Below are 16,150 nucleotides of genomic sequence, written 5' to 3' on the forward strand. Positions count from 1 at the left end.
ACATAACTTGATAAGATGAAAAGGTCGCTTCAAACGGAGCGCAACAACAAATTGAACCTTGAAAACTGAACAAAACAAGACAATACGTCAACGTTAATTCTAGATTTACCGCAACGAGTAATCGTTGCAAAAAAGAGCTATTCAAACTTTTATCGGAGAGTTTGATCCTGGCTCAGGACGAACGCTGGCGGCGTGCCTAATACATGCAAGTCGAGCGGATCAAAGGGAGCTTGCTCCCTGAGATCAGCGGCGGACGGGTGAGTAACACGTGGGTAACCTGCCTGTAAGACTGGGATAACTCCGGGAAACCGGGGCTAATACCGGATAACTCAGTTCCTCGCATGAGGGACTGTTGAAAGGTGGCTTTTAGCTACCACTTACAGATGGACCCGCGGCGCATTAGCTAGTTGGTGAGGTAACGGCTCACCAAGGCGACGATGCGTAGCCGACCTGAGAGGGTGATCGGCCACACTGGGACTGAGACACGGCCCAGACTCCTACGGGAGGCAGCAGTAGGGAATCTTCCGCAATGGACGAAAGTCTGACGGAGCAACGCCGCGTGAGTGAAGAAGGTTTTCGGATCGTAAAACTCTGTTGTTAGGGAAGAACAAGTGCCGTTCGAATAGGGCGGCACCTTGACGGTACCTAACCAGAAAGCCACGGCTAACTACGTGCCAGCAGCCGCGGTAATACGTAGGTGGCAAGCGTTGTCCGGAATTATTGGGCGTAAAGCGCGCGCAGGTGGTTTCTTAAGTCTGATGTGAAAGCCCACGGCTCAACCGTGGAGGGTCATTGGAAACTGGGGAACTTGAGTGCAGAAGAGGAAAGTGGAATTCCAAGTGTAGCGGTGAAATGCGTAGATATTTGGAGGAACACCAGTGGCGAAGGCGACTTTCTGGTCTGTAACTGACACTGAGGCGCGAAAGCGTGGGGAGCAAACAGGATTAGATACCCTGGTAGTCCACGCCGTAAACGATGAGTGCTAAGTGTTAGAGGGTTTCCGCCCTTTAGTGCTGCAGCTAACGCATTAAGCACTCCGCCTGGGGAGTACGGTCGCAAGACTGAAACTCAAAGGAATTGACGGGGGCCCGCACAAGCGGTGGAGCATGTGGTTTAATTCGAAGCAACGCGAAGAACCTTACCAGGTCTTGACATCCTCTGACAACCCTAGAGATAGGGCTTTCCCCTTCGGGGGACAGAGTGACAGGTGGTGCATGGTTGTCGTCAGCTCGTGTCGTGAGATGTTGGGTTAAGTCCCGCAACGAGCGCAACCCTTGATCTTAGTTGCCAGCATTCAGTTGGGCACTCTAAGATGACTGCCGGTGACAAACCGGAGGAAGGTGGGGATGACGTCAAATCATCATGCCCCTTATGACCTGGGCTACACACGTGCTACAATGGACGGTACAAAGGGCAGCGAGACCGCGAGGTTTAGCCAATCCCATAAAACCGTTCTCAGTTCGGATTGCAGGCTGCAACTCGCCTGCATGAAGCTGGAATCGCTAGTAATCGCGGATCAGCATGCCGCGGTGAATACGTTCCCGGGCCTTGTACACACCGCCCGTCACACCACGAGAGTTTGTAACACCCGAAGTCGGTGAGGTAACCTTTTGGAGCCAGCCGCCTAAGGTGGGACAGATGATTGGGGTGAAGTCGTAACAAGGTAGCCGTATCGGAAGGTGCGGCTGGATCACCTCCTTTCTAAGGAATATATATGAAACGTTTGACAGTCGAAGTTTTGTTCAGTTTTGATGGTTTAATTACTATCAAAACCTTTTGTCTCTTACGAGACGAAATGAATTTGTTCTTTGAAAACTAGATAAAGATTTATTGATAGTCAAGAAATTACCGAGTATCGCCATTTTAGGTTTTAAACCTTATGTAACAACCAATTCGGTTAAGTTATGAAGGGCGCACGGTGGATGCCTTGGCACTAGGAGCCGATGAAGGACGGGACTAACACCGATATGCTTCGGGGAGCTGTAAGTGAGCTTTGATCCGGAGATTTCCGAATGGGGGAACCCATTGTTCGTAATGGAACAATATCCATATTTGAATACATAGAGTATGGAAGGCAGACCCAGGGAACTGAAACATCTAAGTACCTGGAGGAAGAGAAAGCAAATGCGATTCCCTGAGTAGCGGCGAGCGAAACGGGATGTAGCCCAAACCAAGAGGCTTGCCTCTTGGGGTTGTAGGACACTCTATACGGAGTTACAAAGGAACGGAGTAGACGAAGAAGTCTGGAAAGGCTCGTCAAAGAAGGTAACAACCCTGTAGTTGAAACTTCGTTCCCTCTTGAGTGGATCCTGAGTACGGCGGGACACGTGAAATCCCGTCGGAAGCTGGGAGGACCATCTCCCAAGGCTAAATACTACCTAGTGACCGATAGTGAACCAGTACCGTGAGGGAAAGGTGAAAAGCACCCCGGAAGGGGAGTGAAAGAGAACCTGAAACCGTGTGCCTACAAGTAGTCAGAGCCCGTTAACGGGTGATGGCGTGCCTTTTGTAGAATGAACCGGCGAGTTACGATCCCATGCAAGGTTAAGTCGATGAGACGGAGCCGCAGCGAAAGCGAGTCTGAATAGGGCGAATGAGTATGTGGTCGTAGACCCGAAACCAGGTGATCTACCCATGTCCAGGATGAAGTCCAGGTAACACTGGATGGAGGTCCGAACCCACGCACGTTGAAAAGTGCGGGGATGAGGTGTGGGTAGCGGAGAAATTCCAATCGAACTTGGAGATAGCTGGTTCTCTCCGAAATAGCTTTAGGGCTAGCCTCATGTGTAAGAGTCTTGGAGGTAGAGCACTGTTTGGACTAGGGGCCCTCATCGGGTTACCGAATTCAGACAAACTCCGAATGCCAAAGACTTATCCATGGGAGTCAGACTGCGAGTGATAAGATCCGTAGTCGAAAGGGAAACAGCCCAGACCACCAGCTAAGGTCCCAAAGTATACGTTAAGTGGAAAAGGATGTGGAGTTGCTTAGACAACCAGGATGTTGGCTTAGAAGCAGCCACCATTTAAAGAGTGCGTAATAGCTCACTGGTCGAGTGACTCTGCGCCGAAAATGTACCGGGGCTAAACGTATCACCGAAGCTGTGGATTGACACCTTTTGGTGTCAGTGGTAGGAGAGCGTTCTAAGGACAGTGAAGTCAGACCGTAAGGACTGGTGGAGTGCTTAGAAGTGAGAATGCCGGTATGAGTAGCGAAAGATGGGTGAGAATCCCATCCACCGAATGCCTAAGGTTTCCTGAGGAAGGCTCGTCCGCTCAGGGTTAGTCGGGACCTAAGTCGAGGCCGATAGGCGTAGACGATGGACAACAGGTTGATATTCCTGTACCACCTCTTTTCCGTTTGAGCAATGGGGGGACGCAGGAGGATAGGGTAAGCGCACTGCTGGATATGTGCGTCTAAGCAGTTAGGCTGATGATGAGGCAAATCCCATCATCGCGAAATGAGCTGTGATAGCGAGCGAATTATAGTAGCGAAGTTCCTGATTCCACACTGCCAAGAAAAGCCTCTAGCGAGGAAAAAGGTGCCCGTACCGCAAACCGACACAGGTAGGCGAGGAGAGAATCCTAAGGTGAGCGAGAGAACTCTCGTTAAGGAACTCGGCAAAATGACCCCGTAACTTCGGGAGAAGGGGTGCTCTTTGAGGTGCATAGCCTCGAAGAGCCGCAGTGAATAGGCCCAGGCGACTGTTTAGCAAAAACACAGGTCTCTGCGAAGCCGTAAGGCGAAGTATAGGGGCTGACGCCTGCCCGGTGCTGGAAGGTTAAGAGGAGTGCTTAGCGCAAGCGAAGGTGCGAATCGAAGCCCCAGTAAACGGCGGCCGTAACTATAACGGTCCTAAGGTAGCGAAATTCCTTGTCGGGTAAGTTCCGACCCGCACGAAAGGCGTAACGATCTGGGCACTGTCTCAACGAGAGACTCGGTGAAATTATAGTACCTGTGAAGATGCAGGTTACCCGCGACAGGACGGAAAGACCCCGTGGAGCTTTACTGTAGCCTGATATTGAATTTTGGTACAGCTTGTACAGGATAGGTAGGAGCCTTGGAAGCCGGAGCGCCAGCTTCGGTGGAGGCGTTGGTGGGATACTACCCTGGCTGTATTGAAATTCTAACCCGCGCCCCTTATCGGGGTGGGAGACAGTGTCAGGTGGGCAGTTTGACTGGGGCGGTCGCCTCCTAAAGAGTAACGGAGGCGCCCAAAGGTTCCCTCAGAATGGTTGGAAATCATTCGCAGAGTGTAAAGGCACAAGGGAGCTTGACTGCGAGACCTACAAGTCGAGCAGGGACGAAAGTCGGGCTTAGTGATCCGGTGGTTCCGCATGGAAGGGCCATCGCTCAACGGATAAAAGCTACCCCGGGGATAACAGGCTTATCTCCCCCAAGAGTCCACATCGACGGGGAGGTTTGGCACCTCGATGTCGGCTCATCGCATCCTGGGGCTGTAGTCGGTCCCAAGGGTTGGGCTGTTCGCCCATTAAAGCGGTACGCGAGCTGGGTTCAGAACGTCGTGAGACAGTTCGGTCCCTATCCGTCGTGGGCGCAGGAAATTTGAGAGGAGCTGTCCTTAGTACGAGAGGACCGGGATGGACGCACCGCTGGTGTACCAGTTGTCTTGCCAAAGGCATCGCTGGGTAGCTATGTGCGGAAGGGATAAGTGCTGAAAGCATCTAAGCATGAAGCCCCCCTCGAGATGAGATTTCCCATCACTTTATGTGAGTAAGATCCCTAGAAGATGACTAGGTAGATAGGTCAGAGGTGGAAGCATGGTGACATGTGGAGCTGACTGATACTAATCGATCGAGGACTTAACCACAAAGAGTCATTTTAAATGAACACAACGGCAATACCGGTATTCTTGACATCAATCCTTTATCTAGTTTTCAGGGAATAAATTTCTCTTAAAAAGTACAAAAAAAGTCTTGAAAAATCTTTGAAAGACGATATAATAGTACTTGTCCCTAAAAAAGACATCATAAATTTGTCTGGTGATTATGGCGAAGAGGTCACACCCGTTCCCATGCCGAACACGGAAGTTAAGCTCTTCAGCGCCGATGGTAGTTGGGGGATCTCCCCCTGTGAGAGTAGGACATCGCCAGGCACATCGTTCCGCAGTAGCTCAGTGGTAGAGCTATCGGCTGTTAACCGATCGGTCGCAAGTTCGAATCTTGCCTGCGGAGCCATATGGAGAGCTGTCCGAGTGGTCGAAGGAGCACGATTGGAAATCGTGTAGACGGTCAACGCTGTCTCAAGGGTTCAAATCCCTTGCTCTCCGCCATAACATACTTATATGGCCCGTTGGTCAAGCGGTTAAGACACCGCCCTTTCACGGCGGTAACACGGGTTCGAATCCCGTACGGGTCACCAAAGAAGTTTTTTCGCCTAAGCGAAAAGAACTCACCATACAAATTGGAGGATTAGCTCAGCTGGGAGAGCATCTGCCTTACAAGCAGAGGGTCGGCGGTTCGATCCCGTCATCCTCCACCATAGCTTTTTCACGAAGCATAAAGTAGTGAAAATACCTTTCCTTACTTTAAGGAAAACGCTTTAAGAAGATTTTATATCGTCGCGGGGTGGAGCAGTTCGGTAGCTCGTCGGGCTCATAACCCGAAGGTCGCAGGTTCAAATCCTGTCCCCGCAATACCATTGGTCTGGTAGTTCAGTTGGTTAGAATGCCTGCCTGTCACGCAGGAGGTCGCGGGTTCGAGTCCCGTCCAGACCGCCATTTTATTTGAATAGTTAGAAGTAATAAACAAAAAATACGGCTCAGTAGCTCAGTTGGTAGAGCACGGTGAATAAGCTTCACCGAGTAAACATCAGCGTACAGCTCGAGCAGCAACTTGAATAATCCTTCTGAGAGCTGGACGATGGACAATCGGATACTCAGATTAGGAACGAAAATAATATTATGGCTCAGTAGCTCAGTTGGTAGAGCAATGGACTGAAAATCCATGTGTCGGCGGTTCGATTCCGTCCTGAGCCACCATGTTTTTTTACGAAGCATAGCGGAGTAAAACAAACGTCTTTAATGTTTACCATGTATACAATGATAAGTTTATTAGCCGAAACTTGATCATCATTTTACGTGCCGGTGTAGCTCAACTGGTAGAGCAACTGACTTGTAATCAGTAGGTTGGGGGTTCAAGTCCTCTTGCCGGCACCACTCAACAGATGGAGGGGTAGCGAAGTGGCTAAACGCGGCGGACTGTAAATCCGCTCCTTCGGGTTCGGCAGTTCGAATCTGCCCCCCTCCACCATGATTTTTTACGAAGCGTCAGCGGAGTAAAATAATCTTCTTTAACCTTTGAGCAGCGAAGCGGAGCATTATGCTTATATGCGAAGAGTAAGAAAAAACAAATTTTCATAGGGGCATAGTTTAACGGTAGAACGAAGGTCTCCAAAACCTTTGGTGTGGGTTCGATTCCTACTGCCCCTGCCAATACGATTATGGCGATTGTGGCGAAGTGGTTAACGCACCGGATTGTGGTTCCGGCATTCGTGGGTTCGATTCCCATCAGTCGCCCCATAATTGTCACACTAACAATATAGTGACATATACTATCAGTGGGCTATAGCCAAGCGGTAAGGCATCGCACTTTGACTGCGACATGCGTTGGTTCGAATCCAGCTAGCCCAGTAGTATTGCGGAAGTAGTTCAGTGGTAGAACACCACCTTGCCAAGGTGGGGGTCGCGGGTTCGAATCCCGTCTTCCGCTCCATTCATATGGCGCCATAGCCAAGTGGTAAGGCAGAGGTCTGCAAAACCTTTATCACCGGTTCAAATCCGGTTGGCGCCTCCATATGAATGCCGGTGTGGCGGAATAGGCAGACGCGCACGACTCAAAATCGTGTTCCTCACGGAGTGCCGGTTCGACCCCGGCCACCGGTACCATTGCGGGTGTAGTTTAATGGTAAAACCTCAGCCTTCCAAGCTGATGTCGTGGGTTCGATTCCCATCACCCGCTCCAATCATACATACTTAAGACTTTCTCTTGATGAGGGAGTCTTTTTTGTTTTTAAGGAAAGGAGCTGAAGGATAATGGTTCGAGGATCATGCTTTGTATCTGAAAAATGGAGTAGATAGATCTTGCTTTAATTGGAATGATTCTAAGTTGTACAATTATCGTGAATTCGGAACAAATAATGAGAAATTGGTGCAATTATTTGGAACCCGGTGCAATTAATGAAACATTGGATCAATTTTTTAGTAATTGGGCCAATTAATTTTGAGGAGTCTCCCTGTTCCGCCCTATACGAGTATCCACGGAAGGAAAAAGCATCAGAACGTCTTCTGACCTCCTCTAAAGGCAATTTTTGAGCCATTTCAACCTCATCCTCAGCTTAATATGCCCCTAAACAATCCTCTTCATAAAACCTGCATCACCAACTAAATAAAACTCCTCTATCAAAATGGGAAGTACCGCAATCACTTCCTCATCTTATTAACTCCTAGAATTTTTCTACAATATTCCTCCTACCATAATACTCAATGTTAAGTGGTTAAAAAATGACAAGATAGAGCCACTCCACCATATAGTCAAAATAGTGCACCTTCTTTGTCAATTTTGTTGACCTATTTAAAATAGCATTCCCTTTATACTATAAGAAAGCGGTTACATAACAAAGGGGTGGTGATGCGTGTGGAACCAAAGATAAAGACTGGACCGGTAAGTACCCAAGCACAGATCAAGGCAGTGTCAAAGAGAAAGTTTAAATATAAGAGCTTATTGACGTACGCTGCCTTTGTAGGACCTGCATTACTCTTCTTCCTAGTGATTCAGATTCTGCCCTTTTTAATGGGAGTCTATTATTCTTTCACTTCCTGGAATGGAGTCAGTTCTGTTGTAGAGTGGGTAGGCTTTGACAATTATAAGCAGATTTTCACGAATGACAAAACGTTCTTTAATTCTTTCATGTTTACGACGAAATTTATGTTTGCTGCTGTTATCATCAGTAATTTAATCGGTTTTGGATTTGCTTTACTATTAAATGCGGCACTCAAAACACGTAATATCCTGAGAACGGTGTTTTTTATTCCGAATGTCATCGGCGGGTTATTATTAGGTTTCATCTGGCAGTTCATCTTTGTTAAAGGATTTGCATCTGTCGGGAATATGACGGATATTGCATTCTTTAAAATGCCATGGCTTGGTGATGAGAAGACGGCATTCTGGGGGATTGTCATCGTATTTGCCTGGCAGATCAGCGGTTATATGATGGTCATCTACGTAGCAGCCTTGCAAGGGGTGGATAACTCCCTATTAGAAGCTGCCAAGATGGACGGTGCATCAAATTGGACGCTGCTGACAAAGATCATTATTCCTTTGATTCTTCCGGCATTCACGATTTGTTTCTTCCTTACGATCTCGATGGCATTCAAGATCTTTGATTTGAATATCTCGTTGACAGGCGGAGGGCCATTCAATTCGACTCAGTCTGTAGCGATTAATATTTACCAGGAAGCATTCCAGAATAACCGTTACGGCCTTGGAACGGCGAAATCTATTTTATTCTTTGTGGTCGTGGCAATCTTTACAACGTTCCAGGTAATGCTGACGAAGAAGAAGGAGGTTGAGGCTTAATGGGCAATCGCTATACGAAGAAGACATTTGTACTTGAAATTATCGGGATTGCACTTGGTCTCATCTTCTTGATTCCTTTTTACTTTGTTTTTATCAATTCTGTAAAGCCGTTTGCAGCCATCCTCATTGATGCTGCAGCATGGCCTGAGCAATTTATGTTTTCGAATTATGCCAAGGTATGGGAGATCATTAACTTCCCAAGGGCATTCTGGAATTCACTTGTCATCACTGTGGCAAGCAATATTGGGTTGGTCATCATCAGTTCGATGGCTGCATGGAAGATGGTCCGGACTCCGGGCAAGTTCAGTAAGATCCTGTTTGTTATTTTTGTATCAGCGATGGTCATTCCGTTTCAGACAGTGATGATCCCTCTGATGAAACTCGGAGGAGCATTGAATCTGACAAATAGCATTCCCGGGCTGATCATCATGTACTTCGGATTTGGAGTACCACTATCCCTGTTCTTATTTCATGGTTTTGTAAAAACAGTGCCTGTTGAAATCGAGGAATCAGCAATGATTGACGGATGCAGCCAGTTTGGCGTGTTTTGGAGAATTGTATTTCCTCTCCTGAAGCCGATCACTGTTACAGTCATCATTTTGAATACTCTTTGGATATGGAATGATTATCTGCTGCCGCTCCTTGTTTTACAGGACTCTGAGCTGCGGACGATTCCACTTGCTGCAAGTTCATTCTTTGCACAGTATACAAAGCAGTGGGATATGGGACTTGCGGCATTGGTGCTTGGCATTGCACCGATCATCGTATTCTTCCTGTTCTTGCAGAAACATATCATTAAAGGGATTGCTTCAGGTTCCATCAAGTAGATATAAAGGTTCTGTCATTCATGCAGGACTTTATATACAATAAAATTATATCCAGGGAGGTCAAACCAATTATGAAACGCATTCTTTTACTTCTTACATCTTTCGTTCTTGTATTTGGTATCATCGCAGGTTGTTCTTCAAAAGAATCGTCATCAGGAGGCGACGGTGATTCCAAGTCAGGTGATGATGTAGTCACTCTTAACTTGTTCCAATTTAAAGTGGAAATTGCTGATCAGCTTCAAGAGATGATCAAGGAATTCGAAGCAGAACATCCAAACATCAAGGTGAAACTTGAAACTGTTGGAGGCGGTGCTGATTACGGTGCTGCACTTAAAGCGAAGTTTGCTTCCGGGGAAGAGCCGGACATCTTCAATAACGGTGGTTTTAAAGAATTAGAACTTTGGCAGGAGAAGTTAGCGGATCTTTCAGGTGAGCCATGGGTGGAGCATGTTCTGCCTATCGGTAAAGTTCCAATGACAGCTGAAGACGGCAAGCTTTATGGTATGCCGGTCAACCTTGAAGGGTACGGATTTGTGTACAATAAAGATCTGTTTGAAAAAGCAGGCATCAAAGAAGCTCCAAAGACAATTGATGAATTGAAAGACGCTTCCAAGAAGCTTGAAAAAGCAGGAATCACTCCATTCTCGGCTGGATACGGAGAATGGTGGGTAATCGGTCAGCATTTACTGAACATTCCTTTCGCTCAGCAGGATGATCCTGAAGCCTTCATCGCAGGATTATACGATGGTTCTGAAAAGATCGTAGGTAATGAAAAGTTCAAGCAGTTCAAGGAAGTACTAGATACTGAGCTTAAATATGCAAATGATAATCCTCTAACAACTGATTACAACACGCAGGTAACGCTTTTCGCTTCTGGTGAAACAGCGATGCTTCAGCAAGGTAACTGGACAGAAAATATGATTACTGAAATCAACCCTGACATGAATATGGGCTTCCTGCCGATTGCATTGAACAATGAAGAAAGTGCAAACAGTCTTCCAGTCGGTGTACCGAATAACTGGGTATTAAACAAAAACTCTGAGCACCTTGAAGAAGCAAAAACATTCTTGAACTGGATGGTTTCCTCTGAAACAGGAAAACGTTATATCACAGAAGAATTTGCGTTCATCCCGGCATTCGATAACATCGAGCCTGCAGGACTTGGTGACCTTGGTACGTCCATTCTTGACTACTCTAAAGAAGAGAAAACAATCCCTTGGACTTGGTTCAAATGGCCGGATGGAGCAAACAAAGAATTTGCTGCTGCCATCCAGGAATATGCTGCAGGAAAAATCGACTATGATACTTTACTGGAGAGATTCCAGCAATCTTGGGATAACTTAAAGTAAAACAGAATAAACGGAAGCATGTCTGAAAAGGCATGCTTTCTGTTTATTCTATAAGTACTTTACGGGAGCTACGACCAGGAGGCTCACGGGTCACCCGCGGAAAGCGAAGTCTTACACGGAAATCAACAGCGGTGTTCAAAGACAAATATTTCATTATTTTGAAAAAACACTTCATGTATGTACAAGCAGGTATTATACTAGGGGTAAGCAAAATGTGGAGGTACCTTTCCTCATGTTAAAGAACAGTATCCGGAATAAGCTGATTGTGCTCCTGATGATTACCACCATTGTCCCTTTTGGCAGCTCCATTGTGATTACATATTTGTACACGAAGAATTCGATAGAAGATCAGGTGGTTGCAGAGAGCAGGAATTTGCTATATCAGGGGAAAATAAATTTAGAGAGTTATATAAATGAATTAAATGATTTGACCCTATCGCTCTATAATAACCCTGATTTTATAAACTACATGAGAAACCCGAGTCAGGGGAATGATTACCTGACGATTGGAATTGTGAAGAACGTTGTGCAAACGATTTTATACACTGCAGACACAATCAATGGGGTGAGGATTTCGTTTGAGGGAGAGGACAGAGTCATCTCAGCTACAAAACGTTCTAATGTCGTTTTTTCAAGTGTAAAGGACGAGACAAATCAAGGAGCCTTCCTTAGAGCCGAGCGCAGTCCATACAATATGTATATTGAACCGACATTTCCCCAGCAGGAGAGTGAAATCAAGCGTTCGAGAAATATCATAACGGTTCACAGGGCATTCAGGAATATCCCTGATGATGAGGTTCTTGCCTACATATCCCTTGAGATATCCCCGGAGAAGATCATTGATTTGAGCAGAAATTTATATACGGCCGAGACAGAAGAGTTTTATCTTCTGACTCCTCAGGGAGATATGATATACAGCTCTGACCTTGATGTTTCGGATGATCAGAATAACCAGAAATGGATCAAACGCATTGTGGAGGGAAAAGAGGTTGCGGGGACGCTTGAATGGAAAGAAGATCAGTTCAATGGAGTGATCATGTATGATCAGCTGCCGGTATCAGCGGGGGGATGGATCCTTGCGAAGCGGGTCAGTTATTCGAACCTTTACGAAAGCGCCTTCAGTGTTGCGAAGATCAACATTCTATTTGGAATCCTTGGATTGACGCTGGTCGTCCTTGCCACACTGTTCGTATCTTTCAAAATCACGTCGCCGATCCGTATCCTTCTAAAGAATATTCAACAAGTGGAAAAAGGGAATATGAATGTACAGTTCCCGTCATTTGGTTCAGATGAAATCGGTTTGCTGGGATTCAGATTTAACCAGATGATCGAACGGATCAATACGTTGATCAATCGTGAATACAAGCTTGAGCTTGAGAATAAGAACAATCAATTAAAAGTCCTGCAGTCACAAATAAACCCTCACTTTCTATACAATGCACTTCAATCCATCGGTACGGTTGCTTTAAAGAATAAAGTGCCGCAAGTATACACCCTCATAACATATCTCTCGAAGATCATGAGGTATGGAATGAATATGGAAGAAGATATGGTGCCGCTGGATAAAGAAATCAATTATACAAAGGCATTCCTTCTTCTGCAAAAGGAGCGATTCGGGGAGAATCTCGATTACACGATAAAAGTGGATGAACAGGTAATGGATGTTTCGGTACCGAAGATGATCCTCCAGCCGATCATTGAAAACTACTTCAAGCATGGTTTCGATATCCGTGATGGGGTCGGCAGAATCGAACTGGTTTGTACGAGTGAAGATGATCATCTCGTCATCACCGTCTGGGACAACGGCGTAGGCGTGACAAAAGAACGATTAGACGAAGTATATGAACATTTCAAAGCTGCTGCTTTAAATAAAATCGGTGATGCCACGAACATTGGATTGAAGAATGTATATGTACGCTTGAAGCTTTATTACGGTGGTAACGCAGCTTTACTCCTTGAAAATCCTGAAGAAGGAGGTTTTAAGGTTACCATGAAGCTGCCAATAAAGATGGAAGGTGAAGCGAATGAAAGCAATCATCATTGACGACGAAAAACATGTGCGCGAAGGGTTACTTTTATTAGCTGAGTGGAATCAATATGGGATTCATACCATCCTAGAGGCAGAGGATGGAGAGCAGGCAAAAAAGCTGATCGAAGAGCACCGGCCGGAAATTATTTTTACGGATATGAGGATGCCGAAGCTTGATGGAATCAGTCTCTTAAAGTGGCTGCATTCTTCCAATATCAAAAGCAAGACAATTGTAGTGAGCGGGTATGATGATTTTGAGTATATGAGAAATGCGATCTTTTATAAAAGCTTTGATTATATCCTTAAGCCGATTGAACCGGATGTCTTGAATGACACATTGGAAAAAGCGGTCAATGAGTGGAAGGAGCAGGCTCGTTCGAGAAAGTACCTGGTGGAAGAAAGCAGAGTAATAAATGAGGTGAGGCCGCTTTATTGGGACCGTCTGTTTTCCAATCTATGCAATGCTGAAATCATTCCGGAAGAAGCGGAAGAGAAGATTGTAAATGAATTTGGTGTTGTATTCAGCAAACTGAAAAAGACTGCTGCACTCATTCCAATCAAGCCAATCGTCATGAAATCATTTCAAGGGGATAAAGACCTTGCCTTCTTTACGTTGACGAATATTTGCAATGAAGTGCTTAGAAAACAAAATGCCGGGGTTTGCTTCAGGAATATCCATAAAGATGAAGAACTCGTCATTCTCTTTTGGAACGATAAGAACGTAACGTTTTTGCTGGATGAACTTTATTCGCTGATTTATCAGTTCAGCAAAATCTGCATCACGATCTCTTTAGGGGAAACGTCATTGAACATGCAGGAAGCTTATGCATCTTCCTTGGAAGTGTATTTGAAGCATGATTTAAGAAAGCAGGATAAGATCATTACTTCCGGTGGACAATCTAAACCCCTTCTGCACCTGCTCGACTATTCAAATGACCTGAAATGGACGATTCGTACGGGGAGTCCTGCAGGAGTGGAATCCTTACTTCAGCAAATCTTTCAGGCTTTGGAAAGCAGGCATACGCTTTCACTGGAGCAAATTGAGATTTGGGAGAATCAATTTGAACTGCTTCGGAATAATTGGTTGAAAGAGTATGAGATTGAGAGTTCATTTTCTTTTTACCGCGGTGTGGATTATTGGAGTGAAGAAGGGGCATTTTCACTGCAAAAATTCAAAGAAGAAAAGAGGAAAGAATTCAATGAACTGGTCGAAACCTTAACAACGAAGAAGTTTCAGAAAGAAAAAAACAATATGCAGGGAATCGAAGAGTATTTGCAGCAGCATTATCAGGAGGATGTCACCCTGCAGGAAATATCAGATACATTTTTCCTGAGCAGAGAATACATTTCAAGGAAATTCAAACAGGAATACAGCCTGACAATCACGGATTATTTAACGAATATCCGGATGGAAAAAGCTATGAAGCTATTAGAAAATCCATATCTCAAAATATATGAAGTAGCATATGGCGTAGGATATGGAAATGAAAAATACTTCAGCAAAGTATTCAAGAAACAAGTCGGGATTTCTCCCAATGAATTCAGGCAGTCACTTTTAAAACATAACTGATGGAGGTCAAATCATGGTAAACGTTACAGTATGGAATGAAAATCGTCATGAACAGAAAAGCGAAAAGGTGCGCGAGGTATATCCTGAAGGAATCCATGGAACGATTGCATCTTTCCTGGGGGAGGAATCCTTCAGCGTCAGAACCGCGACTTTGGATGAAGAACAACACGGGCTGACAGATGAGGTCTTAGATTCAACGGATGTCCTCCTTTGGTGGGGGCACATCGCTCATGATGAGGTCTCGGATGAAGTAGTGGAAAAAGTGAAACAGCGTGTACTTGACGGCATGGGGCTGATCGTCCTCCATTCCGGTCATTTCTCAAAAATCTTCAAAGAGCTGATGGGGACATCCTGTGATTTGAAGTGGCGTGAAGCCGATGAAAAAGAACGTATCTGGATAGTCGATCCGAGTCACCCAATCACTGCAGGTCTGGGGGAATACATCGAACTTGAAAGAGAAGAGATGTATGGGGAGCATTTTGACATACCGGCACCTGATCAATTGGTGATGGTGAGCTGGTTTGAAGGGGGCGAAGTGTTCAGGAGCGGATGTACGTATCAGCGCGGGAACGGGAAGATCTTTTACTTCCGGCCGGGACATGAAACATACCCTACTTATTACAACAGGGAAGTCCAGAAAGTGATTATCAATGCAGTGGAATGGGCAAAGCCGACAGAACGCAACAGACCCGTATACGGGAATGCAAAACCGCTGGAAGAAATTAAAGGAGCTAACTAAAGGAGGAAGTAACATGAGCAAATTAAAAATTGGTGTCATCGGTTGTGGAAGTATCGCCCAGCATCGTCATCTGCCTGAATATGCAAGCAACAAAGACGTGGAGATCGTTGCGGTGTGTGACATAGTGGAAGAACGTGTCAAAAAGACGGCGGAAAAATACGGAGCTGAAGCTTATACAAGCTATAAAGAACTCCTTTCAAATCATGAAGTGGAAGCAGTAAGTGTGTGTACGCCGAATTACTTACATGCGCCGATTTCGATTGCCGCACTGAATGCAGGTAAACATGTACTATGTGAGAAGCCGATGGCGACATCGACTGAAGAAGCGGAGAACATGATTGCAGCAGCTGAAAAAAGCGGCAGGAAACTGATGATTGCTCATAATCAGCGCTTTGTTCCATCCCATCAAAAAGCAAAAGAACTGATCGAAAAAGGTGAAGCCGGCAAGATTTACAGTTTCCGCTCTGCATTCGGTCACGGTGGACCTGAAGGGTGGAGTGCCGATGGTAAAGACAGCTGGTTCTTTAAGAAAGAAGAAGCGTTCATCGGTGCGATGGGAGATCTCGGTGTACATAAGACCGATTTGCTCCGCTATGTGCTTGGCGAAGAGTTCGTCGAAGTGGGGGCATTCGTGGAAACGAGTGCTAAGGAAAATGCCGATGTGGACGATACAGCGGTATGTGTGCTGAAAACAGAAAGCGGGACGATCGGGACCCTTGCAGCGAGCTGGTCTTACGTGTCAAAAGAAGACAACTCAACGATTATTTACGGGGAGAAAGCGATTCTCCGATTGGAGGATGATCCGGTTCATTCGTTGGTTGTTCAATACGCCACCGGTGAAGTGGTCAGATATGAGCTTGGCGGCATCCAGACGAATGAAGACGGCGGCCAGACGAATTCACGTGTGATCGATCAGTTTGTACAGTCCATCCTCGGGGACACGGAACCGCCTGTAAGCGGAAATGAAGGAATGAAGTCCCTGCAAGTTGTATTATCTGCGCTTGAGTCAAATGAAACGAAAACAATCGTAAAACTGTAATC

The 16,150-nt window shown here is 45.8% G+C and carries 7 protein-coding genes, 16 tRNA genes and 3 rRNA genes; all 26 read left to right on the forward strand.

Going from position 1 to position 16,150, the window contains the following annotated elements; genetic code table 11:
• The first annotated feature begins 149 nt into the window (after positions 1-149).
• Positions 150-1,701, forward strand: a 16S ribosomal RNA gene (locus ACUXV2_RS04265).
• 194 nt (positions 1,702-1,895) lie between these two features.
• Positions 1,896-4,829 (forward strand): 23S ribosomal RNA (locus tag ACUXV2_RS04270).
• Positions 4,830-4,997: 168 nt separating this feature from the next.
• Positions 4,998-5,114, forward strand: a 5S ribosomal RNA gene (gene rrf / locus ACUXV2_RS04275).
• Together the 16S, 23S and 5S rRNA genes with 16 tRNA genes alongside form the textbook arrangement of a ribosomal RNA operon.
• Before the next feature lie 7 nt (positions 5,115-5,121).
• Positions 5,122-5,196, forward strand: a tRNA-Asn gene (locus ACUXV2_RS04280).
• Positions 5,197-5,199: 3 nt separating this feature from the next.
• Positions 5,200-5,291 (forward strand) — tRNA-Ser (locus ACUXV2_RS04285).
• Between the two features lie 14 nt (positions 5,292-5,305).
• Positions 5,306-5,380: transfer RNA gene (locus ACUXV2_RS04290), tRNA-Glu, on the forward strand.
• A gap of 44 nt (positions 5,381-5,424) precedes the next feature.
• Positions 5,425-5,500 (forward strand) — tRNA-Val (locus ACUXV2_RS04295).
• A gap of 80 nt (positions 5,501-5,580) precedes the next feature.
• A tRNA-Met gene (locus tag ACUXV2_RS04300) sits at positions 5,581-5,654 on the forward strand.
• 7 nt (positions 5,655-5,661) lie between these two features.
• Positions 5,662-5,738 (forward strand) — tRNA-Asp (locus ACUXV2_RS04305).
• A gap of 185 nt (positions 5,739-5,923) precedes the next feature.
• A tRNA-Phe gene (locus ACUXV2_RS04310) sits at positions 5,924-5,999 on the forward strand.
• A gap of 101 nt (positions 6,000-6,100) precedes the next feature.
• Positions 6,101-6,176, forward strand: a tRNA-Thr gene (locus ACUXV2_RS04315).
• A gap of 10 nt (positions 6,177-6,186) precedes the next feature.
• Positions 6,187-6,270, forward strand: a tRNA-Tyr gene (locus tag ACUXV2_RS04320).
• Between the two features lie 108 nt (positions 6,271-6,378).
• Positions 6,379-6,452, forward strand: a tRNA-Trp gene (locus ACUXV2_RS04325).
• Positions 6,453-6,463: 11 nt separating this feature from the next.
• Positions 6,464-6,539, forward strand: a tRNA-His gene (locus tag ACUXV2_RS04330).
• Positions 6,540-6,578: 39 nt separating this feature from the next.
• Positions 6,579-6,650: transfer RNA gene (locus tag ACUXV2_RS04335), tRNA-Gln, on the forward strand.
• 7 nt (positions 6,651-6,657) lie between these two features.
• Positions 6,658-6,732 (forward strand) — tRNA-Gly (locus ACUXV2_RS04340).
• A 7-nt stretch (positions 6,733-6,739) separates the two neighbouring features.
• Positions 6,740-6,813: transfer RNA gene (locus ACUXV2_RS04345), tRNA-Cys, on the forward strand.
• 7 nt (positions 6,814-6,820) lie between these two features.
• Positions 6,821-6,905: transfer RNA gene (locus tag ACUXV2_RS04350), tRNA-Leu, on the forward strand.
• 2 nt (positions 6,906-6,907) lie between these two features.
• Positions 6,908-6,981: transfer RNA gene (locus tag ACUXV2_RS04355), tRNA-Gly, on the forward strand.
• A gap of 672 nt (positions 6,982-7,653) precedes the next feature.
• Entirely contained in the window at positions 7,654-8,595 is a 942-nt protein-coding gene (locus ACUXV2_RS04360) for a carbohydrate ABC transporter permease (RefSeq protein WP_446245828.1), read from the forward strand.
• Positions 8,595-9,422: a carbohydrate ABC transporter permease gene (locus tag ACUXV2_RS04365; protein WP_446245829.1), complete on the forward strand. Its 828-nt coding sequence runs from the start codon at positions 8,595-8,597 to the stop codon at positions 9,420-9,422. The genes ACUXV2_RS04360 and ACUXV2_RS04365 overlap by 1 nt, the downstream gene beginning before the upstream one ends.
• Positions 9,423-9,493: 71 nt before the next feature.
• Positions 9,494-10,771, forward strand: a complete 1,278-nt coding sequence (locus ACUXV2_RS04370) for an ABC transporter substrate-binding protein (RefSeq protein WP_446245830.1) — start codon at positions 9,494-9,496, stop codon at positions 10,769-10,771.
• A gap of 232 nt (positions 10,772-11,003) precedes the next feature.
• Positions 11,004-12,815 carry a sensor histidine kinase gene (locus tag ACUXV2_RS04375; RefSeq protein ID WP_446245831.1) on the forward strand — a complete coding sequence of 604 codons (1,812 nt, stop codon included), beginning with the start codon at positions 11,004-11,006 and terminating at the stop codon, positions 12,813-12,815.
• Positions 12,796-14,370, forward strand: coding sequence for a response regulator transcription factor (locus tag ACUXV2_RS04380; RefSeq protein WP_446245832.1), 1,575 nt, complete (start codon positions 12,796-12,798; stop codon positions 14,368-14,370). Before ACUXV2_RS04375 ends, ACUXV2_RS04380 begins: the two co-directional genes overlap by 20 nt.
• Before the next feature lie 13 nt (positions 14,371-14,383).
• A complete protein-coding gene (locus ACUXV2_RS04385) occupies positions 14,384-15,109 on the forward strand; it encodes a ThuA domain-containing protein (protein WP_446245833.1) in 726 nt (241 codons plus the stop codon).
• 13 nt (positions 15,110-15,122) lie between these two features.
• On the forward strand, positions 15,123-16,148 hold the full coding sequence (locus ACUXV2_RS04390) for a Gfo/Idh/MocA family protein (RefSeq protein WP_446245834.1): 1,026 nt from the start codon (positions 15,123-15,125) through the stop codon (positions 16,146-16,148).
• The last annotated feature ends 2 nt before the right edge of the window (positions 16,149-16,150 follow it).

The organism is Rossellomorea sp. NS-SX7, assembly GCF_052828565.1.